This window comes from Mycobacterium hippophais (genome assembly GCF_027529605.1).
GTDB classification, from domain to species: domain Bacteria; phylum Actinomycetota; class Actinomycetes; order Mycobacteriales; family Mycobacteriaceae; genus Mycobacterium; species Mycobacterium arseniciresistens.
Window position 1 is genome coordinate 933,865 of record NZ_JAPZPY010000001.1, and the last position, 18,348, is coordinate 952,212.

An 18,348-nucleotide genomic window follows, 5' to 3' on the forward strand; every position below is an offset into this window, starting at 1 on the left:
CAAGCAAGTGCTTGCTTAGGTAGCGACCCCTATGAAGTGCATCAGGAGTCATTGATGACCATCACGTCCAAGACCGTCGAACCGGGCATCGTCTCGGTCACCGTCGATTACCCACCGGTCAACGCGATCCCGTCGCGCGGCTGGTTCGAACTCGCCGACGTACTGACCGCGGCGGGCCGCGACACCGCGACCCACGTGGTGATCCTGCGTGCCGAGGGCAAGGGCTTCAACGCAGGCGTCGACATCAAGGAGATGCAGAAGACCGAGGGCTTCACCGCCCTCATCGACGCCAATCGCGGTTGCTACGAAGCCTTCCGGGCGGTGTACGAATGTGCCGTGCCGGTCGTCGCGGCCGTCAACGGATTCTGCGTCGGCGGCGGCATCGGGCTGGTCGGCAATGCCGACGTCATCGTCGCGTCCGACGACGCGACGTTCGGGCTGCCGGAAGTGGAGCGCGGCGCCCTCGGCGCGGCCACCCACCTGTCGCGGCTGGTGCCGCAGCACATGATGCGCCGGCTGTTCTTCACCGCAGCGAGGGTCGACGCGGCCACGCTGCACCACTTCGGCTCGGTGCACGAGGTGGTGCCGCGCGCGGACCTCGACGAGGCCGCTCTGCGCGTCGCACGGGACATCGCGTCGAAGGACACCCGCGTGATCCGTGCCGCGAAGGAAGCGCTCAACTTCATCGACGTGCAACCGGTGAACGCCAGGTACCGCATGGAGCAGGGCTTCACATTCGAGCTGAACCTCGCGGGCGTCTCCGACGAGCACCGGGACACCTTCGCGGGCACCGACAAGAAGGCCGGGGGGTCGAAGTGACAGACAAGCGAACAACGCTCGACGAGGCCGTCGCCTCGATCGAGAGCGGCATGACGATCGGCATCGGCGGCTGGGGATCCCGGCGCAAGCCGATGGCGCTGGTGCGGGCGCTGCTGCGCACCGATGTCACCGACCTCACCGTCGTCGCCTACGGCGGACCGGACCTCGGGCTGTTGTGCTCGGCGGGCAAGGTGAAGCGGGTCTACTACGGCTTCGTGTCGCTGGACTCCCCGCCGTTCTACGACCCGTGGTTCGCGAAGGCCCGGACGTCCGGCACGATCGAGGCCCGCGAGATGGACGAGGGCATGTTGCGCTGCGGCCTGCAGGCGGCCGCACAACGGCTTCCGTTCCTGCCGATCCGCGCCGGCCTCGGCAGCGACGTCCGGGCGTTCTGGGGCGACGAACTCAAGACCGTGCGTTCGCCCTATCCGACCGGCGACGCATACGAGGAGCTGGTCGCCATGCCGGCGCTGAACCTCGACGCCGCGCTGGTGCACATGAATCTCGGTGACGCAGCGGGCAATGCGGCCTACACCGGCATCGACCCCTACTTCGACGACCTGTTCCTGATGTCGGCCGAGCGCCGCCTACTCTCGGTCGAGCGGGTGGTCGCCACCGACGAGCTGGTCAAAGCCGTTCCACCGCAGGCACTCCTGATCAACAGGATGATGGTCGACTCGGTGGTCGAGGCGCCCAACGGCGCCCACTTCACCACCGCCGAACCCGACTACCGGCGCGACGAGAAGTTCCAGCGGCACTACGCCGAGGCCGCCGGGTCCGACGAGAGCTGGGCGGCATTCGTCGACACCTACCTGTCCGGCAGCGAGGCCGACTACCAGGCCGCGGTGCGAGACTTCAAGGAGCAGAACTCATGACCTCCGCGACCCGAGCCGAGGTGTGCGCCGTCGCGTGCGCCGAACTGTTCCGCGACGCCGGCGAGATCATGGTCAGCCCGATGGCCAACATGGTGTCGGTCGGCGCCCGCCTGGCGCGGCTGACCTTCTCCCCCGACATCCTGCTGACCGACGGGGAGGCCCGCCTGCTGGCCGACACGCCCGCACTCGGCGCCACCGGCGCGATCGAGGGCTGGATGCCGTTCGGTCGGGTCTTCGAGACGCTGACCTGGGGGCGCAGGCACGTTGTGATGGGCGCCAACCAGATCGACCGGTACGGCAACCAGAACCTCTCGGCGTTCGGCCCGATCCAGCAGCCGAAGCGGCAGATGTTCGGCGTCCGCGGCGCACCCGGCAACACCATCAACCACGCGACCAGTTACTGGGTCGGCGGACACAGCTCGCGGGTGTTCGGCGAGTCCGTCGACATCGTGTCCGGAATCGGCTGGAACAAGGTCGATCCCGAGAACCCCGCGTACCGGTTCACCAATGTTTTCCGGGTGGTGAGCAACCTCGGGGTGTTCGACTTCAACGGCCCGGACCGGCAGATGCGTGCGGTGTCGCTGCACCCCGGCGTCGACGCCGCCCAGGTCGCCGAGAACACGGGCTTCGAGGTGCACGGCCTCGATTCGGCCGAGCCGACGCGGCTGCCCACCGACGAGGAGCTGCGCCTGATTCGAGAGGTGATCGACCCGAAGTCGCTGCGTGACCGGGAGATCCGGTCATGAGTAGGCTCGTGACGCCGCTGACGGAGCTGGTCGGTATCGACCATCCGGTGGTGCAGACCGGCATGGGCTGGGTCGCCGGTGCGCGGCTGGTGTCCGCGACGGCCAACGCCGGCGGGCTGGGCATCCTGGCGTCGGCGACGATGACCCTCGACGAACTGCAGACCGCCGTGACCAAGGTCAAGGCGACGACCGACAAGCCGTTCGGCATCAACATGCGCGCCGACGCGGGTGACGCGAACGAACGGGTCGACCTGCTCATCCGCGAGGGCGTCAAGGTGGCGTCGTTCGCGCTGGCGCCCAAGCCCGAGCTGATCGCCCGCCTCAAGGACGCCGGTGTGGTGGTGATCCCGTCGGTCGGCGCCGCCAAGCACGCCAAGAAGGTGGCCGGCTGGGGCGCCGACGCGGTGATCGTGCAGGGCGGTGAGGGCGGCGGCCACACCGGCCCGGTCGCGACCACGCTGCTGCTGCCGTCGGTGCTCGACGCCGTCAAGGACACCGGCATGCCGGTGATCGCGGCGGGCGGGTTCTTCGACGGCCGCGGGTTGGCCGCGGCCCTGTCCTACGGCGCGGCCGGCGTGGCGATGGGCACCCGCTTCCTGCTGACGTCGGATTCGACGGTGCCCGACGCGGTGAAGAGGCGCTACCTCGAGGCCGCACTCGACGGCACGGTGGTGTCGACCCGGGTGGACGGGATGCCGCACCGGGTGCTGCGCACCGGACTGGTCGAGAAGCTCGAGAGCGGTTCCCCCGTGCGGGGGCTGGCCGCGGCGGTCGGCAACGCGCAGAAGTTCAAGAAGATGACGCAGATGAGCTGGCGGTCGATGATCAGCGACGGTATGGCGATGCGACACGGCAAGGACCTCACCTGGTCGCAGGTGGTGATGGCCGCTAACACCCCAATGCTGCTCAAGGCCGGCCTGGTCGAGGGCAACACCGATGCCGGTGTGCTGGCGTCGGGTCAGGTGGCCGGGATCCTCGACGACCTGCCGTCATGCGCAGAGTTGATCGACACCATCGTCGGCGACGCCGTCAAGCACCTGCAGGCCGCGGTCTCCTACGTGCAGTGATCTCTGCTCGAGTGTCTCGCCGAACGTGAAGCCACGGCGAAAATCCGGGCCGAAAATCGCCCTGACCGCACACTCGGCGAACGGCTAGACCGCGACGGCGGCGCCGCAGATGCCGCAGACCTCGAAGTTCCGGCGGTTCCACCGGGCCACCGGCACGAAGAACAGCGTGAACTGCTTGAACTCCCGCATTCGCGCCCACTGCGTGGTGTTGTGGCATCGCGGGCAGGTCCGCATCTCACCCGCGCCGAGGTGCTTCTGCTTGGTGCCGAAGCCGAAGATGAAGAGCATCACTTCACCCTGGGATTCGCGCGTTCCGGCGGTGTCACGCAAACGGCTATGCCCCGCGCTGCACGTTCCTACACTCGCCAGCATGAAGATGGACGCCGCGGTCCTGTGGGAAGTCAATGGCGATTGGACGGTCGAGGAGGTCGACCTCGACCCACCGCAGGACGGCGAGGTCCTGGTCTCGTTCGAGGCGACCGGCCTGTGCCACTCCGATCACCACGGCCGCACCGGCGACTTCCCGATCCCGATGCCCGTGATCGGCGGGCACGAGGGCGCGGGCATCGTGCAGGAGGTCGGCCCCGGCGTTCGCGACCTCAAACCCGGCGACCACGTGGTGGCGTCGTTCCTGCCCGCCTGCGGCCGCTGCCGGTGGTGCGCCAGCGGCAGGCAGAACCTGTGCGATCTGGGCGCGCTCATCCTCAACGGCACCCAGCTCGATGGCACCTCCCGGCGACACATCGGCGATGTGGACGTCAACGTCGCGCTGCTGCTCGGCACGTTCGCCCAGTACGGCGTGGTCTCCGAGGCGTCGCTGGTCAAGATCGACGACGACCTGCCGCTGTCGCGGGCCTGCCTGATCGGCTGCGGCGTGACCACCGGCTGGGGCTCCGCCGTCAACACCGCGGACGTCCGGCCGGGCGACACCGTGGTGGTCATCGGCCTCGGCGGGGTCGGCAGCGGCGCCGTCCAGGGCGCCCGGTTGGCCGGCGCGGAGCGGATCGTCGTGGTCGACATCGTGGCCGACAAGCGGGAGAAGGCGCACGAGTTCGGCGCCACGCACTTCGCGACGTCGATGGCGGAGGCCACCGCGCTGGTGGCGGACCTGACCAAGGGCGTGATGGCCGATTCGGCGATCCTCACCGTCGGGCTGGTCGAGGGCCCGATGATCGGCGAGGCCCTCGACATCATCCGCAAGGGCGGCGCAGTGGTGCTCACCGGCATCGCCGCGATGGCCGACGTGACACCGACGCTGCCGATGGCGATGTTCACGCTCTTCCAGAAGCGGCTGCTGGGCAGCGTGTACGGCGAGGCCAATCCGCGCGCCGACATCCCGCGGCTGCTGAGCCTGTACCGGAGCGGGCAACTGCTGCTCGACGAGACCGTCACCCACGAATACAAGCTCGGCGAGATCAACGAGGCCTACGACGACATGCTGGCCGGGCGGATCATCCGCGGCGTGGTGGTGCACGACCACTAGCCGCTGCCCGGCGAGCAGGAACTAGAGGCGCTCGATGATGGTGACGTTCGCGGTGCCGCCGCCCTCGCACATCGTCTGCAGGCCGTAGCGGCCGCCGGTGCGCTCGAGCTCGTTGAGCATGGTGGCGAAGAGCTTGGCCCCGGTGGCGCCGAGCGGGTGACCCAGTGCGATCGCGCCCCCGTTGGGGTTCACCTTCTCCGGGTCGGCCTTGATCTCCTTCAGCCACGCGAGCACCACGGGGGCGAAGGCCTCGTTGATCTCGACGACGTCGATGTCGTCGATCGACAGTCCCGTCTTCTCCAGCGCGTAGCGGGTGGCGGGGATGGGGCCGGTGAGCATGAACACCGGGTCGGCGCCGCGGGCGCTGATGTGGTGGATGCGGGCGCGCGGGGTCAGGTTGTGCTCCTTGACGGCCTGCTCTGATGCGAGCAGCACCGCGCTCGCGCCGTCGGAGATCTGGCTGGCCACCGCGGCGGTCAGCCGGCCGCCCTCGGCGAGTGGCTTGAGCGACGCGAGCTTCTCCAGCGTCGACTCCCGCGGGCCCTCGTCGATGCGGAAGTCACCCACGGCGAGGATCTCGTTCTCGAAGTGGCCGCCGCGGATCGCACCGAACGCCCGCTGATGGCTGGTGTAGGCGAACTGCTCCATCTCCTCGCGGGAGATGTTCCACTTCTCGGCGATCATCTCCGCGCCGCGGAACTGCGAGATCTCCTGGTCGCCGTAGCGGTGCCGCCAATGCTCGGATTCGCCGGTGGGCGAGGTGAATCCGAACTCCTTGCCGACCACCATCGCCGACGCGATCGGGATCTGGCTCATGTTCTGCATCCCGCCGGCCAGGATGACGTCCGCCGTTCCGGACAGGATCGCCTGCGCGCCGAACGAGATGGCCTGCTGGCTGGATCCGCACTGCCGGTCGACCGTGACGCCGGGGACCTCCTCGGGGTAGCCGGCGGCCAGCCAGGCGTTGCGGCCGATGTTGCCGGCCTGTCCGCCGATCGCGTCGACGCAGCCGACGATGACGTCGTCCACCGCGCCGGGATCGACGTCGACCCGGTCGAAGATGCCGCGGAACGCGTGCACCCCGAGGTCGATCGGGTGCACACCGGCGAGCGAACCGCCGCGCTTGCCGACGGGGGTGCGCACAGCGTCGATGACGTACGCCTCAGCCATGTTCAGCTCTCTTTCGTGGTGTTCGTTGTGCCCGTGACGGTGATGCCGCCGAGGACGATGTCGAGGTACTGGCGGCCGACCTCCTGGGCCGTCAGCGGTCCGCCGGGCTGATACCAGCGCACCGAGACCCAGGTGGTGTCGCGGATGAAGCGGTAGACCAGGTCGACGTCGAGGTCGGGGCGGAAGCAGCCCTCCTCGATGCCCTGATTCAAAACGCTCATCCACATCCTGCGCTGTTCCTTGTTGCGCTCCTCGACGTAGGAGAAGCGCGGGTGCGCGGAGAGTCGTTTGGCCTCGTCCTGGTAGATGACCACCTGCGCGTGGCGGTGCTCGATCGCCTCGAACGACGCCATGAACAGCCCCTTGAGCCGTTCGAGCGGAGTGGGTTCGGTGTCGACGATCTGCCGGTAGCGGTCGAACAGCCAGTCCAGGAAGCCGCGCAGCACCTCGTCGACCATCTCCTCCTTGGAGGCGAAGTGGTGATAGAGGCTGCCGGAGAGGATTCCCGCCGAGTCGGCGATGTCGCGCACGGTGGTGGCCCGCAGCCCGCGGTCGGCGAACATCGTCGCGGCGAGCTCGAGCAGCTCCTCGCGACGCGTCGGCGCCACCCTGTCCATCAGTGCAGACTACCAACCAAGCACTTGCTAGGTCGAGCCCGCCGTCAGTACCGGTACTCGTCCCATCCGTACTGCAGGCACAGCTCCGGCCGATCGGTGTCCGTCGGCCGGTCCGCCCGCGACCGCGACAGGTTGAACAGGTACCAGGGTTCCGGCTCGCGGTGCGGCGACGGCACGCAGAGCTGCACCTGCTCGGGCAGCCGGTGCACGGCCGGGTCGATGTCCGACGACAGCGTCGACAGGTACTTCGCGTCGAGTTCGCCGGTCCGCTCGAAGCGGTCGATGTTCCGGTCGGCGACCAGCCGCTCGGGATCGAGCGCCGCCAACCCGAGCAGCGCCAGCACACCGGCCACCAGCACCGCCTGCGGCAGCCACCGCGCTGTCATCCGGACACCCGCGGCCGCCACCAGCAGGAACACCGCACCCAGCCACAGCTCGATGGTGATCACCATCAGCCGCTGGACGCTGAACCCGTAGGCCTCCTGGTACAGCCACATCCGGTGGATCGCCGAGATGACCACGACAACCGATGTGGCGCAGAGGATTCCGACGAGAATCCGGAGCACCCGGCGGTCGGCGCCGGTCACCCGGGCCGCCACCCTGATCACCGCGGCCAGCACCAGCAGCGTCAGCGCCGACACCCAGAGCAGCTGCCAGAATCCCTGCCGCGCGTACTCGGCGTAGGTCAGCCCCTCGGTCTTCAGCACATGGGCATGCCCGCCGAACAGCACGGTCGCCTGCACGGCGACGAACACCAGGAACAGCGCGTCGAGCACGCCGAGGGGCACCGCCCACTCCCATCGCCGCACCGGCTTGCCCGGCGCGGGCGCCAACGCGTCCAGCCGCGGCGGGAACCGCAGCAGGTACCCGCCGCCCAGCACGAAGGCCGCGACGATGAGGAAGACTCCGCTGCGCGCGACGAACTCGTCGACCTGAAGCGCCGGGGTGAAGCTGCCCAGCACGTGCGCGAACGCGACGTCGGCCGCCGCGAACAGACCGCCGAAGACCAGTGCGACGGCCACGGTCACGCCCGCCACCACGGCCACCCGGCCGATGTCGGGGATGCGTCCGTGCGCCACCGAACCACTCGCACCGCGCCGGACCCAGCCCAGCACCCGCGCCGGCGAGGCCCACGGCACGAACGGTCCGGTGAACACCGCGGTCCAGGTGTGTCCGCCGACGATCGTCAGCCACCCGGTGATCCACGCGGTCATGATGCACAGCACGCCCAGCCATTCCGCGGCGAGCAGTCCCGGCACAGCCAGCAGCGCCAGTGTCAGGGCGATGCCGCACCACTCCCGCCGGGTGGGCCTACGGTGTGCCGTCGCGTACACCACCCCGAAGACGATCAGCCCGGTCACGAGATAGCCGATGCTGAGCACCGACGGACGCCACAGCGCGGTGCCCAGCAGTGCCGCCACCGGAGCGGCGGCCAGCAGGCGGGGTGGCGCCGTGGCCAGCGGGTCGATCGGCCAGACCTTGCGCGACCACACCGACCAGCCGGGCTCTCCGTGGCGCGGCAGCAGCGGACCGAGCAGCGGTGGCGGGGGCGGCATCATCTGCATGCCGGGAACCATCTGTGTCATGCCTGAGGTCATGTGGGCACCTGTTCTCTCGGTTCGGGGATCGTGACGCTGATCCGGCAGCCCGCCCGGACGTCGGCGACGGAGATGGCGCCGCCGTGCAACTCGACGGCCCACCGGGCGATGGCCAGGCCCAGCCCGGTGCCACCGTCGGAGGTGGCGCCACGGGTGAATCGCTGGAAGACGCGCTCGCGCTCGGCGGCCGGGATACCGGGCCCCTCGTCGCACACGTCGAGCCGGATGCCCGACGGCGCCGCCGCGCATGCCAGCACCGACACCCGGCCGCCCGGCGGGCTGTGCCGGATGGCGTTCTGCACCAGGTTGACCACCACCTGCCGCAACCGCGCCGGGTCCGCGACCGCGGTCAACGCCGGCGGGGACACCCGCACCTCGACGATCGCCTGACCCGCCGCCACGTGCGCCACCGCGTCGCGCAGGAACGCGTCGACGCCGAACCGCTCCTGGCGCAACGGGATCGCGCCACCCTCGACGCGGGACAGGTCGAGCAGGTTGGTGACGAGCTCGCCGAGGCGTTCGGTCTGCGCCAACGCCATCCGCATCGTGTCGGGGTCGGGCTCGGCGACACCGTCGATCACGTTCTCCAGCACCGCATGCAGCGCAGTGATCGGCGTGCGAAGCTCGTGCGAGACGTTGGCGATCAGACCGCGCCGGTACTCGTCGGCCGCCCCGAGGTCGGCCGCCATCTGGTTGAACGCCGTTGCCAGCTGCCCGATCTCGTCCCGTGATGTGGCGCGCACCCGGATGCTGTAGTCGCCACGGGCCATCGCCCGCGCCGCGGCGGTCATCTGCCGCAGCGGCGACGTCATCCCGTGGGCGAGGAACTGCGTCACCACCAGGGCGGTCACCAGCGCGGCGAGCAGGGCGTACCGGAACTGCCAGCTCGCGCCGATCCAGAACGTGAACGACGCCAGCGTGATGGCGCCCGCCACCAGCAACGCGGTCTTGACCTTGAAGGACGCGAACGGGTCCAACGGCCTCGGCAGCCGCTCCCAGAAGGCGACGGCCCGGCCGCGGACGGTCACCGCGGCGTCTCCAGTGCGTACCCCACGCCGTGCACCGTCCTGATCAGTTCCGCACCGAGCTTGCGGCGCAACGCCTTGACGTGGCTGTCGACCGTGCGGGTCTCCACCCCGGAGGCCCAGCCCCACACCTGCTCGAGCAGCACGTCACGCGACACCACGGCCCTCGGCCGGCCGATGAGGAACGCCAGCAGGTCGAATTCGGTCCGGGTGAGGTGGATCTCGTCGTCACCGCGGTGCACCCGCCGCGCCTGCAGGTCGATGCGGCAGTCGCCCACCAGCAGCGGCTGTGGGTCGTCGCCGGCGCGGTCCATCCGGCGCAGCAGCACCCGCACCCGCGCGACGAGTTCGCGCATGCTGAACGGTTTGGTCAGGTAGTCGTCGGCGCCGATGCCCAGCCCGATGAGCATGTCGGTCTCGTCGCTGCGGGCGGTGAGCATCAGCACGGGGACGGGACGGTCGGCCTGGATCCGCCGGCACACCTCGAGCCCGTCGAATCCGGGCAGCATCACGTCGAGCACCACGAGATCGGGTGCGGTGGCGGCGGCGGTCTCCACCGCCGACGGCCCGTCGACCGCGGTGACCACGGTGAACGCTTCAGCGCGGAGCCGGGTGGCGACCTGGGCCAGGATGGTCGGCTCGTCGTCGACCACCAGGATGCGCTTCACATATCCGACTGTAAGGGCCGGTTGTGGGGCTTCCCGGCAGCGAATGTGAAGATTCGGTGGAGAAGCTTGCTAGGCGCGCTGGCTGGACACCGAGATGACCTCGCCGGTCAGGTAACTGGAGTAGTCGCTGGCGAGGAACGCGATGGTGGCCGCGACCTCCCACGGTTCGGCGGCCCGGCCGAAGGCCTCGCCGCCCGCCAGCCGGTCCAGCAGCTCCGAGGAGCTGGTCTTCTCCAGGAACTTGTGCCGCGCGATGCTCGGCGACACCGCGTTGATGCGCACGCCGTACTCGACGGCTTCGATTGCGCTGCAACGGGTCAGTGCCATCACCCCGGCCTTGGCCGCGGCGTAGTGCGACTGCGAGTGCTGGGCGCGCCAGCCGAGCACGCTGGCGTTGTTGACGATGACGCCGCCGTGCGGGGCGTCGCGGAAGTACCGCAGCGCCGCGCGGGTGGCTCGCATGACCGAGGTCAGGGTCACGTTCAGCACGCGGTCCCATTCGTCGTCGTCCATGTCGACCACCGGCGTCTGACCGCCCAGCCCGGCGTTGTTGACCAGGACGTCGAGGCGGCCCATCTTGTGGACGACCGTGCTGATCAGCGCATCGACGGCCGCGGTCGACGTCACGTCGCACACCACCGCGTCGACGCGGCCGAGCCCGAGCGCCGCGAGCTCGTCGCGCGTCTCCCCCAGCCGGCGTTCGTGGTAGTCGGAGACCACCACGTCGGCGCCCTCAGCCAGTGCCCGGCGGGCGACCGCCGAACCGATGCCGGTGCCCGCCGCGGCGGTGACCACGACCACCCTGCCTGTCAGAAGTCCGTGCCCGTCGATCTCCTTCGGCGCTTCGGTCAGCGTCATGTTCCCTTTGGCTCCCGCGGTAGGCCGAGCACCCGCTCGGCGATGATGTTGCGCTGGATCTCGTTCGACCCGCCGTAGATGGTGTCCGAGCGGGAGAACAAGTACAGCCGCTGCCACTCGTCGAAATCGCCGCCGGGCAGCGTCAGACCCTCGCCGCCGACGATGTCCATCGCCAGCTCGCCGAGGTCGCGATGCCAGTTGGCCCACAACAACTTCGAGACGGAATCCTGTCCGGGCTGCTCGACGTCCATGGTCGCCAGCGCGAACGACCGCATGGTGCGCAGACCCACCCATGCGCGGGTCAGCCGCTCGCGGATCAGCGGGTCGTCGGCGGCGCCGGTGCGCTTGGCCACCTCGGCCAGCGCGGACAACTCGCGGGCGTATTCGATCTGCTGGCCGAGCGTCGAGACGCCGCGCTCGAACGTCAGCGTGCCCATCGCCACCCGCCAGCCGTCGCCCGGCTCGCCGACCACCATCGAGGCGTCGGTGCGGGCGTCGTCGAAGAACACCTCGTTGAACTCGGAGTCACCGGTCAGCTGGATGATCGGCCGGATCTCGACGCCGGGCTGGTCAAGCGGCACCAGCAGGTAGGACAGGCCGGCGTGGCGCTTGGAGCCCCTCTCGGTGCGGGCGATGACGAAGCACCACTGCGCCCAGTGCGCCAGCGACGTCCACACCTTCTGGCCGTTGATCACCCACTGGTCGCCGTCGAGTTCTGCCGTGGTCGACACGTTGGCCAGATCGCTGCCCGCGCCCGGCTCCGAATAGCCCTGCGACCACAGTTCGGTGACGTCGAGGATCCTGGGCAGGAAGCGCTGCTGCTGCTCGGGGGTGCCGTACGCGATCAGCGTCGGGCCGAGCAGTTCCTCGCCGAGGTGGTTGACCTTGGCAGGCGCGTTGGCGATCGCGTACTCCTCATAGAACGCCACCCGGTGCGCCACCGTCAGGCCGCGGCCGCCGTGCTCCTCCGGCCAGCCAAGGCACGTCAGGCCGGCCTCGGCGAGACGGCGGTTCCACGCCAGCCGCTCCTCGAAGGCCTCGTGCTCGCGGCCGGGCCCCCCGAGGCCTTTGAGCGCGGCGAAGTCACCGACCAGATTGTCGCTGAGCCACTGCCGGACCTCGGCCCGGAACTCCTGGACCTCTATCACCCCTGTAGGCTAACCTACCAAGCACTTGCTTTGTTAGAGGAGCATCGATGACGACGCCCGGCGGGCAAGACCGGTCCGACGGCAGGACCATTCCCCAGGTCCTCGACCGGATCGCCGACCAGTTCGCCGACCACGACGCGCTGGTCACCGACGACCGGCGGATCACCTACGCCCAGTTGCGGGACGACGTCCGCCGCGCTGCCGCCGCCATGATCGACCTCGGCGTCGCATCCGGTGACCGCGTCGCCATTTGGTCCCCCAACACCTGGCACTGGGTGGTGGCCTGCCTGGCCACCCATTACGCCGGCGGCGTCCTCGTGCCGCTCAACACCCGCTACACCGCCAGCGAGGCCGCCGACGTCCTCGGCCGCACCGGCGCACCGCTGCTGTTCGCCTCAGGGGAGTTCCTCGGCGCCGACAAGGCGGCATCCCTGGACGGTGCCGATCTGCCCGCGCTGCGGCACATCGTGCGGGTGCCCGTCGACAAGGCCGACGGCACCTGGGACGACTTCGTCGCCCGCGGAACCGACCTCGCGGCCGTGGACGCCCGCGCCGCCGCGGTGCGGCCCGACGACGTGTCCGACATCCTGTTCACCTCGGGCACCACAGGCCGCAGCAAGGGCGCGCTGTGCGCCCACCGGCAGTCCCTCGACGCACCCGCCGCGTGGGCCGCGTGCGGCGAGCTCACCAGCGAAGACCGCTACCTCTGCATCAACCCGTTCTTCCACAACTTCGGCTACAAGGCAGGCATCCTGGCCTGCCTGCAGACCGGCGCCACACTGATCCCGCAGCTGACGTTCGACCCCGAGCGGGCGATGGCCGCCGTCGCGGAGCACCGCGTGACCGTGCTGCCCGGACCGCCGACGATCTACCAGTCGCTGCTGGACCACCCCCGCCGGGCCGAGCACGACCTGAGCTCGCTGCGGTTCGCGGTCACCGGCGCGGCCGTCGTGCCGGTGGTGCTGATCGAGCGCATGCAGGCCGAACTCGACATCGACATCGTGCTCACCGGCTACGGGCTCACCGAGGCCGCCGGCTTCGGCACCATGTGCCGGCCGGACGACGACGCGGTCACCGTCGCCACCACCTGCGGGCGGCCGATCGCCGACTTCGAACTGCGCATCGACGGCGAGGGCCCCGAGGGCGAGGTGCTGCTGCGGGGGCCCAACGTGATGCTCGGCTACCTCGACGACCCCGAGGCGACCGCGGCGGCGATCGACGCCGACGGCTGGCTGCACACCGGCGACGTCGGCACCGTCGACGCGGCGGGCAACCTGCGGATCACCGACCGGCTCAAGGACATGTACATCTGCGGCGGGTTCAACGTCTACCCCGCCGAGATCGAACAGGTGCTGGCGCGCCTCGACGGGGTGGCGGAGTCGGCGGTGATCGGGGTGCCCGACGAGCGGCTCGGCGAGGTCGGCAAGGCGTTCGTCGTCGCCCTGCCCGGCTCGTCCCTCGATGCGCAGACCGTGATCGCCCACGCGCGTGAGCATCTCGCCAACTTCAAGACACCACGATCGGTGGTGTTCCTCGACGCGCTGCCCCGCAATCCCGGGGGCAAGGTGGTCAAGCCTGCGCTTCGAGCGATGTCCGAGAAGGAAGAAGCCTGAATGGACCTGACATTCGACGAGTCCGCCGAGGACTTCCGCGCGGAGGTGCGCGAGTTCCTCGCGGCGAACCGCGATTCGTTCCCGACGACGTCCTACGACAACGCCGAGGGTTTCGCCCAGCACCGGCAGTGGGACCAGGTGCTGTTCGACGCCGGCCTCTCGGTGATCACCTGGCCGGCGAAGTACGGCGGCAGGGACGCCTCGCTGCTGCAGTGGGTGGTGTACGAGGAGGAGTACTTCCGCGCCGGTGCGCCGGGGCGGGCCAGCGCGAACGGCACCTCGATGCTGGCGCCGACACTTTTCGCGCACGGCACCGCCGAACAGCTGGACCGCATCCTGCCGAAAATGGCCAGTGGGGAAGAGATCTGGGCGCAGGCCTGGTCGGAGCCGGAGTCGGGCAGCGACCTGGCCTCACTGCGCTCGACGGCGACCCGTACCGACGGCGGCTGGCTGCTCAACGGTCAGAAGATCTGGAGTTCCCGGGCGCCGTTCGGCGACCGGGCGTTCGGGCTGTTCCGTTCCGACCCGGAGGCGCAGCGCCACAAGGGCCTCACCTACGTGATGTTCGACCTGAAGGCCGACGGCGTCACCGTTCGGCCGATCGTCCAGCTCGGCGGCGACACCGGGTTCGGCGAGATCTTCCTCGACGACGTGTTCGTGCCCGACGCCGACGTGATCGGTGAGGTCAACGACGGCTGGCGGGCCGCGATGAGCACGTCGAGCAATGAACGTGGCATGTCGCTGCGCAGCCCGGCGCGGTTCCTGGCGCCGGCCGAACGACTGGTCTCGGAATGGACTGAGCGTGGGCGCCCTTCGGCGATGGCCGACCGGGTGGCCGACGCCTGGATCAAGGCGCAGGCCTACCGGCTGCACACCTTCGGCACCGTGACCCGCGTCGCCGGTGGCGGCGAGCTGGGCGCGGAATCGTCGGTGACGAAGGTGTTCTGGTCCGACCTCGATGTCGAGCTGCATCAGACCGCGCTCGACCTGCGCGGCGCCGACGCCGAACTCGCAGGCTCCTGGACCGACGGACTGCTGTTCGCGCTCGGCGGGCCGATCTACGCGGGTACCAACGAGATCCAGCGCAACATCATCGCCGAGCGGCTGCTGGGTCTGCCCCGCGAGCCGAAAGGGCAGGCCAAATGAACTTCGAGATCGACGAACAGCAGCGCGATTTCGCCGCCAGCATCGACGCGGCGCTCGGGGCGGCCGACGTGCCGGGTGCGGTGCGTGCCTGGGCTGCCGGTGATGCCGGACCCGGCCGCAAGGTGTGGGCGCAGCTGGCTGACCTCGGCGTCACGGCGCTGCTGGTCGCCGAGGAGTTCGACGGCATCGACGCCCACCCGGTCGACCTCGTGGTGGCCGCCGAGCGGCTTGGCCGCTGGTGCGTGCCGGGGCCGGTCACGGAGTCGATCGCGGTGGCGCCGGTGCTGCTGGCCGGTGACGAGCGCAGCGCCGCGCTGGCGTCCGGTGAGCTGATCGCGACCGTCGCCCTGCCGCCTCAGGTGCCGCGGGCCGTCGACGCCGACACCGCGGGTCTGGTACTGCTCGCCGACGACGGTGGTGTGCGTGACGGCTCCGCCGGCGGACCGCACGAGTCGGTGGACCCGGCGCGAAAGCTGTTCGACGTCAATGCCTCCGGTGAGACCCGCGCCGCCGACGTCGCCCGCGCCTATGAATTCGGCGCGCTGGCCACCGCCGCCCAGCTGGTCGGCGCAGGCCAGGCGATGCTCGACCAGTCGGTGGAGTACGCCAAGCAGCGTCACCAGTTCGGCCGTGCGATCGGTTCGTACCAGGCGATCAAGCACAAGCTGGCCGACGTGCTCATCGCCGTCGAACTGGCTCGCCCGCTCGTCTACGGTGCGGCTCTGTCGCTCGCCGACGGATCCGCGGACACCGCCCGCGACGTCAGCGCCGCCAAGGCCGCCGCATCCGACGCCGCGCTGCTGGCCGCCCGATCGGCGCTGCAGACCCACGGGGCGATCGGCTTCACCCACGAACACGACCTGTCGCTGTGGCTGCTGCGGGTGCAGGCGCTGCGCTCGGCGTGGGGTGACCCGGCGTGGCACCGCAGGCGCGTGCTGGAGGAGTTGGCGAAATGACTGAAGAGCGGGAACTGCTGCGCGACACCGTCGCCGCACTGGTCGACAAGCACGCCTCCCCCGCCGCGGTGCGCGAGGCGATGGCGTCCGACCGCGGTTACGACGAGTCGCTGTGGAAGCTGCTGTGCGAGCAGGTCGGTGCGGCCGCGCTCGTGGTGCCCGAGGAGCTCGGCGGCGCCGGCGGTGAACTGGCCGACGCGGCGGTGGTGATCGAGGAGCTGGGCCGGGCACTGGTGCCGACGCCGCTGCTGGGCACGACCCTGGCCGAGCTGGCGCTGCTCGCCGCCGACGAGCCGGACACCGATGCCCTCGAGGGGCTGGCCGAAGGAACCCGCATCGGCGCGGTGGTGTTCGATCCGGAGTACGTGGTCAACGGCGACGTCGCCGACGTGGTGGTCGCCGTGGACGGCGACCGGCTGGTGCGCTGGGCCGACGTGTCCGCGGAGGCGCACGTGCCGATGGACCCGACGCGGCGCCTGGCGCGGGTGCAGGGCCGGGCCGACGCGGTCCTCGGGGCCGATCCGGGGCTGGCCGATATCGCCGCGCTGCTGCTGGCCGCCGAGCAGATCGGCGCCGCGGCGCAGTGTCTCGAGCTGACGGTCGCCTACACCAAGGACCGGGTGCAGTTCGGCAGGCCGATCGGCAGTTTCCAGGCGCTCAAGCACCGGATGGCCGACCTCTACGTGCTGGTGCAGTCGGCGCGGGCCGTGGTGACCGAGGCGATCGCCGCGCCGTCGCCCACGTCCGCGGCGCTGGCCCGGTTCACCGCGAGCGAGGCGTTCAGCGCGGTGGCGGGAGAGGCGATCCAGCTGCACGGCGGCATCGCGATCACCTGGGAGCACGACATCCAGCTGTACTTCAAGCGCGCCCACGGCAGCGCCCAGCTGCTCGGCCCGCCGCGCGAACACCTGCGTCGCCTCGAGTCCCAGGTCCTCTAGCGGCGATTTCGGGCGCGGACACGTTCGCTGAGCGAGCGTTTCCGCGCCGAAATCACTATGCGACGGGGGTGAGGATGGTCTTGCCGGTCAGCCGCCCGGCGTCGGATTCTTCGTGCACCGCGGCGACCTCGGCCAGCGGGCGGCGATCGGCGACGTCGATGTGCAGTTCGCCGGCGTCGACGCGACCGACGAGGCCGGCGAGTTGCGCGACGTCGCTGCGGACGAAGACCCGCTGCGTGCGCACCCGGGAGTTCTCCTCCCCCGACGTCATGGTGCCGACGTGGAAGCCACCGTCCGCGATGACGCCGACCAGCGCCGCTGTCTCCTCCGGCGAGGTGCTCACCAGGTTGAGCACGACGTCGAACGGCTGCCCGTCGACGGCGAACGGCGTTGCCGCGTAGTCGACGTGGTCGATCAGCCGGTCGACGCCGTAGCGGCGCAGCCGACTCGCGCTGCGCGCGGATGCGGTCGCGGTGACGACCGCCCCGGCGCGCTTGGCGAGCTGGACGGCGTACCCGCCGACCGCGCCGCCCGCGCCGTTGATCAGGATCGTCTGGCCCGCCGTCAGCCCGGCGATGTCGAACAGCGCCTGCCAGGCCGTCAGCCCGACCGTCGGCAGGGCGGCGGCGTCGGCCAGGGCGACCGAGTGTGGCGCGGCGGTCAGCGCCTCGGCCGGTGCGACGACGTACTCCGCGGCGGCTCCGTCGGCATCGAGTGCAAGCATGCCCACGACGGCGTCGTCGAGCTGCCAGCCGTCCACCCCGTCGCCGAGTTCGGCGACCGTGCCCGCGACGTCGATGCCCGGCGTGTGCGGGAACGCGATCGCGTACACCCCGGACAGGTAGCCGCCCCGGATGCCCGCGTCGACCGGGTTGAACGAGGTCGCGGCGACCTTCACGAGAACCTCGCCTGCGCCCGGCGTCGGCCGCTGGACGTCCTCGTAGCGCAGCACTCCGCTGTCGCCGTACCGGTGGTAGATCGCAGCCTTCATGATGTCCTCCTCAGCTGGTTGCTTCGATATCGAAGCAGTTACATCCGGTGCAACTTGCTTCGAACGCGAAGCATTCCCGAACCGCAGGATCTGATTGTTTCGAGCTCGAAGCACTATGCTCGCGACATGGCCGAAGCCCTCGGACCCGCACAGATGCGGACGTACTTCGCACTCACCGAGGCGGTGAGCCTGCTGCAGTACGCCGTGCGGCAGCAGCTGCAGGCCGAAGGCGACCTGAGCTACGTGCAGTTCGAGGTGCTGGCCACGCTGGCCGACGCCGACCGGCCACTCACCATGACCGAGCTGGCCGACGGCGTGGTCTACAGCCGCAGTGGCCTCACCCATCAGGCCGGCCTGCTGGAGAAGGCGGGGCTCATCACCCGCACCGCGAGCCCGCGCGACCAGCGGGCGACGGTCGTCGACATCACCCGGGCGGGCCGGAGCCGGGTGGAGAAGGTCCTGCCCGGCCACATCGAGGTGGTACGCGACCTGCTCTACGGCGCGCTCTCCGACTCCGACGTGCAGACCCTCGGCGACCTGATGAGCCGGGTCCGCGACCACATGCGCGACCGGCCGCCCCGCTCGGCCGCCTCGCGCAAGCAGCACAACGCGCTTCAGTAGCCTGACGCA

The 18,348-nt window shown here is 70.2% G+C and carries 19 protein-coding genes; 10 read left to right on the plus strand and 9 right to left on the minus strand.

Annotation, left to right across the window (positions count from 1 at the left end; genetic code table 11):
- The first annotated feature begins 54 nt into the window (after positions 1-54).
- The 4 genes from echA20 to ipdC are packed head-to-tail and all read left to right on the plus strand — an operon-like array spanning position 55 to position 3,507.
- A complete protein-coding gene (echA20, locus tag O6P37_RS04690; protein ID WP_269892940.1) occupies positions 55-819 on the plus strand; it encodes a (7aS)-7a-methyl-1,5-dioxo-2,3,5,6,7,7a-hexahydro-1H-indene-carboxyl-CoA hydrolase in 765 nt (254 codons plus the stop codon).
- Positions 816-1,694: a cholesterol ring-cleaving hydrolase subunit IpdA gene (gene ipdA / locus O6P37_RS04695; protein ID WP_269892941.1), complete on the plus strand. Its 879-nt coding sequence runs from the start codon at positions 816-818 to the stop codon at positions 1,692-1,694. The genes echA20 and ipdA overlap by 4 nt, the downstream gene beginning before the upstream one ends.
- Complete coding sequence (gene ipdB, locus O6P37_RS04700; protein ID WP_269892942.1) at positions 1,691-2,440, plus strand: cholesterol ring-cleaving hydrolase subunit IpdB; 750 nt, start codon at positions 1,691-1,693, stop codon at positions 2,438-2,440. The genes ipdA and ipdB overlap by 4 nt, the downstream gene beginning before the upstream one ends.
- Complete coding sequence (gene ipdC, locus O6P37_RS04705; protein WP_269892943.1) at positions 2,437-3,507, plus strand: (3aS,4S,5R,7aS)-5-hydroxy-7a-methyl-1-oxo-octahydro-1H-indene-4-carboxyl-CoA dehydrogenase; 1,071 nt, start codon at positions 2,437-2,439, stop codon at positions 3,505-3,507. The genes ipdB and ipdC overlap by 4 nt, the downstream gene beginning before the upstream one ends.
- 84 nt (positions 3,508-3,591) lie before the next feature.
- Here the strand turns inward: ipdC and O6P37_RS04710 are convergent, their stop codons facing one another.
- Positions 3,592-3,795: a zinc-ribbon domain-containing protein gene (locus O6P37_RS04710; RefSeq protein ID WP_269892944.1), complete on the minus strand. Its 204-nt coding sequence runs from the start codon at positions 3,793-3,795 to the stop codon at positions 3,592-3,594.
- 82 nt (positions 3,796-3,877) lie between these two features.
- Here O6P37_RS04710 and O6P37_RS04715 point away from each other — a divergent pair, with 82 nt between their 5' ends.
- A complete protein-coding gene (locus O6P37_RS04715) occupies positions 3,878-4,990 on the plus strand; it encodes an NDMA-dependent alcohol dehydrogenase (RefSeq protein ID WP_269892945.1) in 1,113 nt (370 codons plus the stop codon).
- A 21-nt stretch (positions 4,991-5,011) separates the two neighbouring features.
- On the opposite strand, the gene fadA6 is transcribed toward O6P37_RS04715, so the two are convergent.
- The 7 genes from fadA6 to ipdE1 form a co-directional block, all read right to left on the minus strand.
- On the minus strand, positions 5,012-6,160 hold the full coding sequence (gene fadA6 / locus O6P37_RS04720) for a steroid 3-ketoacyl-CoA thiolase FadA6 (RefSeq protein WP_269892946.1): 1,149 nt from the start codon (positions 6,158-6,160) through the stop codon (positions 5,012-5,014).
- Positions 6,161-6,162: 2 nt separating this feature from the next.
- On the minus strand, positions 6,163-6,777 hold the full coding sequence (gene kstR2, locus O6P37_RS04725; RefSeq protein WP_269892947.1) for a TetR family transcriptional regulator KstR2: 615 nt from the start codon (positions 6,775-6,777) through the stop codon (positions 6,163-6,165).
- Between the two features lie 44 nt (positions 6,778-6,821).
- A complete protein-coding gene (locus tag O6P37_RS04730) occupies positions 6,822-8,375 on the minus strand; it encodes a DUF4153 domain-containing protein (RefSeq protein ID WP_269892948.1) in 1,554 nt (517 codons plus the stop codon).
- Entirely contained in the window at positions 8,372-9,403 is a 1,032-nt protein-coding gene (locus tag O6P37_RS04735; RefSeq protein ID WP_269892949.1) for a HAMP domain-containing sensor histidine kinase, read from the minus strand. Before O6P37_RS04735 ends, O6P37_RS04730 begins: the two co-directional genes overlap by 4 nt.
- Positions 9,400-10,068 carry a response regulator transcription factor gene (locus tag O6P37_RS04740; protein ID WP_269892950.1) on the minus strand — a complete coding sequence of 223 codons (669 nt, stop codon included), beginning with the start codon at positions 10,066-10,068 and terminating at the stop codon, positions 9,400-9,402. Before O6P37_RS04740 ends, O6P37_RS04735 begins: the two co-directional genes overlap by 4 nt.
- Positions 10,069-10,137: 69 nt before the next feature.
- Positions 10,138-10,926 carry a (5R,7aS)-5-hydroxy-7a-methyl-1-oxo-2,3,5,6,7,7a-hexahydro-1H-indene-carboxyl-CoA reductase gene (gene ipdF, locus O6P37_RS04745; protein ID WP_269892951.1) on the minus strand — a complete coding sequence of 263 codons (789 nt, stop codon included), beginning with the start codon at positions 10,924-10,926 and terminating at the stop codon, positions 10,138-10,140.
- Positions 10,923-12,074 (minus strand): acyl-CoA dehydrogenase IpdE1, encoded by a 1,152-nt coding sequence (ipdE1, locus tag O6P37_RS04750; protein WP_269892952.1) that lies wholly within the window; start codon positions 12,072-12,074, stop codon positions 10,923-10,925. The genes ipdF and ipdE1 overlap by 4 nt, the downstream gene beginning before the upstream one ends.
- A gap of 47 nt (positions 12,075-12,121) precedes the next feature.
- On the opposite strand from ipdE1, the gene fadD3 reads away from it, so the two are divergent.
- The 4 genes from fadD3 to ipdE2 are packed head-to-tail and all read left to right on the plus strand — an operon-like array spanning position 12,122 to position 16,727.
- On the plus strand, positions 12,122-13,687 hold the full coding sequence (gene fadD3 / locus O6P37_RS04755) for a 3-((3aS,4S,7aS)-7a-methyl-1,5-dioxo-octahydro-1H-inden-4-yl)propanoate--CoA ligase FadD3 (RefSeq protein ID WP_269892953.1): 1,566 nt from the start codon (positions 12,122-12,124) through the stop codon (positions 13,685-13,687).
- Positions 13,688-14,833: an acyl-CoA dehydrogenase family protein gene (locus O6P37_RS04760; RefSeq protein WP_269892954.1), complete on the plus strand. Its 1,146-nt coding sequence runs from the start codon at positions 13,688-13,690 to the stop codon at positions 14,831-14,833.
- A complete protein-coding gene (locus tag O6P37_RS04765) occupies positions 14,830-15,789 on the plus strand; it encodes an acyl-CoA dehydrogenase family protein (RefSeq protein ID WP_269892955.1) in 960 nt (319 codons plus the stop codon). The genes O6P37_RS04760 and O6P37_RS04765 overlap by 4 nt, the downstream gene beginning before the upstream one ends.
- A complete protein-coding gene (ipdE2, locus tag O6P37_RS04770; protein ID WP_269892956.1) occupies positions 15,786-16,727 on the plus strand; it encodes an acyl-CoA dehydrogenase IpdE2 in 942 nt (313 codons plus the stop codon). Before O6P37_RS04765 ends, ipdE2 begins: the two co-directional genes overlap by 4 nt.
- A gap of 55 nt (positions 16,728-16,782) precedes the next feature.
- Here the strand turns inward: ipdE2 and O6P37_RS04775 are convergent, their stop codons facing one another.
- Positions 16,783-17,718 (minus strand): NADP-dependent oxidoreductase, encoded by a 936-nt coding sequence (locus O6P37_RS04775; RefSeq protein WP_269892957.1) that lies wholly within the window; start codon positions 17,716-17,718, stop codon positions 16,783-16,785.
- A gap of 126 nt (positions 17,719-17,844) precedes the next feature.
- Between O6P37_RS04775 and O6P37_RS04780 the strand changes: the two genes are divergently transcribed.
- Entirely contained in the window at positions 17,845-18,339 is a 495-nt protein-coding gene (locus O6P37_RS04780) for a MarR family winged helix-turn-helix transcriptional regulator (RefSeq protein ID WP_269892958.1), read from the plus strand.
- Positions 18,340-18,348 lie beyond the last annotated feature (9 nt).

What these genes read in the sequence shown, in the direction of transcription:
- echA20 (WP_269892940.1), top strand. Translation starts at nt 55, where the DNA reads ATGACCATCACGTCCAAGACCGTCGAACCGGGCATCGTCTCGGTCACC.
- ipdB (WP_269892942.1), top strand. Translation starts at nt 1,691, where the DNA reads ATGACCTCCGCGACCCGAGCCGAGGTGTGCGCCGTCGCGTGCGCCGAA.
- ipdC (WP_269892943.1), top strand. Translation starts at nt 2,437, where the DNA reads ATGAGTAGGCTCGTGACGCCGCTGACGGAGCTGGTCGGTATCGACCAT.
- O6P37_RS04710 (WP_269892944.1), bottom strand. Translation starts at nt 3,795, where the DNA reads ATGCTCTTCATCTTCGGCTTCGGCACCAAGCAGAAGCACCTCGGCGCG.
- O6P37_RS04715 (WP_269892945.1), top strand. Translation starts at nt 3,878, where the DNA reads ATGAAGATGGACGCCGCGGTCCTGTGGGAAGTCAATGGCGATTGGACG.
- fadA6 (WP_269892946.1), bottom strand. Translation starts at nt 6,160, where the DNA reads ATGGCTGAGGCGTACGTCATCGACGCTGTGCGCACCCCCGTCGGCAAG.
- kstR2 (WP_269892947.1), bottom strand. Translation starts at nt 6,777, where the DNA reads ATGGACAGGGTGGCGCCGACGCGTCGCGAGGAGCTGCTCGAGCTCGCC.
- O6P37_RS04730 (WP_269892948.1), bottom strand. Translation starts at nt 8,375, where the DNA reads ATGACCTCAGGCATGACACAGATGGTTCCCGGCATGCAGATGATGCCG.
- ipdF (WP_269892951.1), bottom strand. Translation starts at nt 10,926, where the DNA reads ATGACGCTGACCGAAGCGCCGAAGGAGATCGACGGGCACGGACTTCTG.
- fadD3 (WP_269892953.1), top strand. Translation starts at nt 12,122, where the DNA reads ATGACGACGCCCGGCGGGCAAGACCGGTCCGACGGCAGGACCATTCCC.
- O6P37_RS04760 (WP_269892954.1), top strand. Translation starts at nt 13,688, where the DNA reads ATGGACCTGACATTCGACGAGTCCGCCGAGGACTTCCGCGCGGAGGTG.
- O6P37_RS04765 (WP_269892955.1), top strand. Translation starts at nt 14,830, where the DNA reads ATGAACTTCGAGATCGACGAACAGCAGCGCGATTTCGCCGCCAGCATC.
- ipdE2 (WP_269892956.1), top strand. Translation starts at nt 15,786, where the DNA reads ATGACTGAAGAGCGGGAACTGCTGCGCGACACCGTCGCCGCACTGGTC.
- O6P37_RS04775 (WP_269892957.1), bottom strand. Translation starts at nt 17,718, where the DNA reads ATGAAGGCTGCGATCTACCACCGGTACGGCGACAGCGGAGTGCTGCGC.
- O6P37_RS04780 (WP_269892958.1), top strand. Translation starts at nt 17,845, where the DNA reads ATGGCCGAAGCCCTCGGACCCGCACAGATGCGGACGTACTTCGCACTC.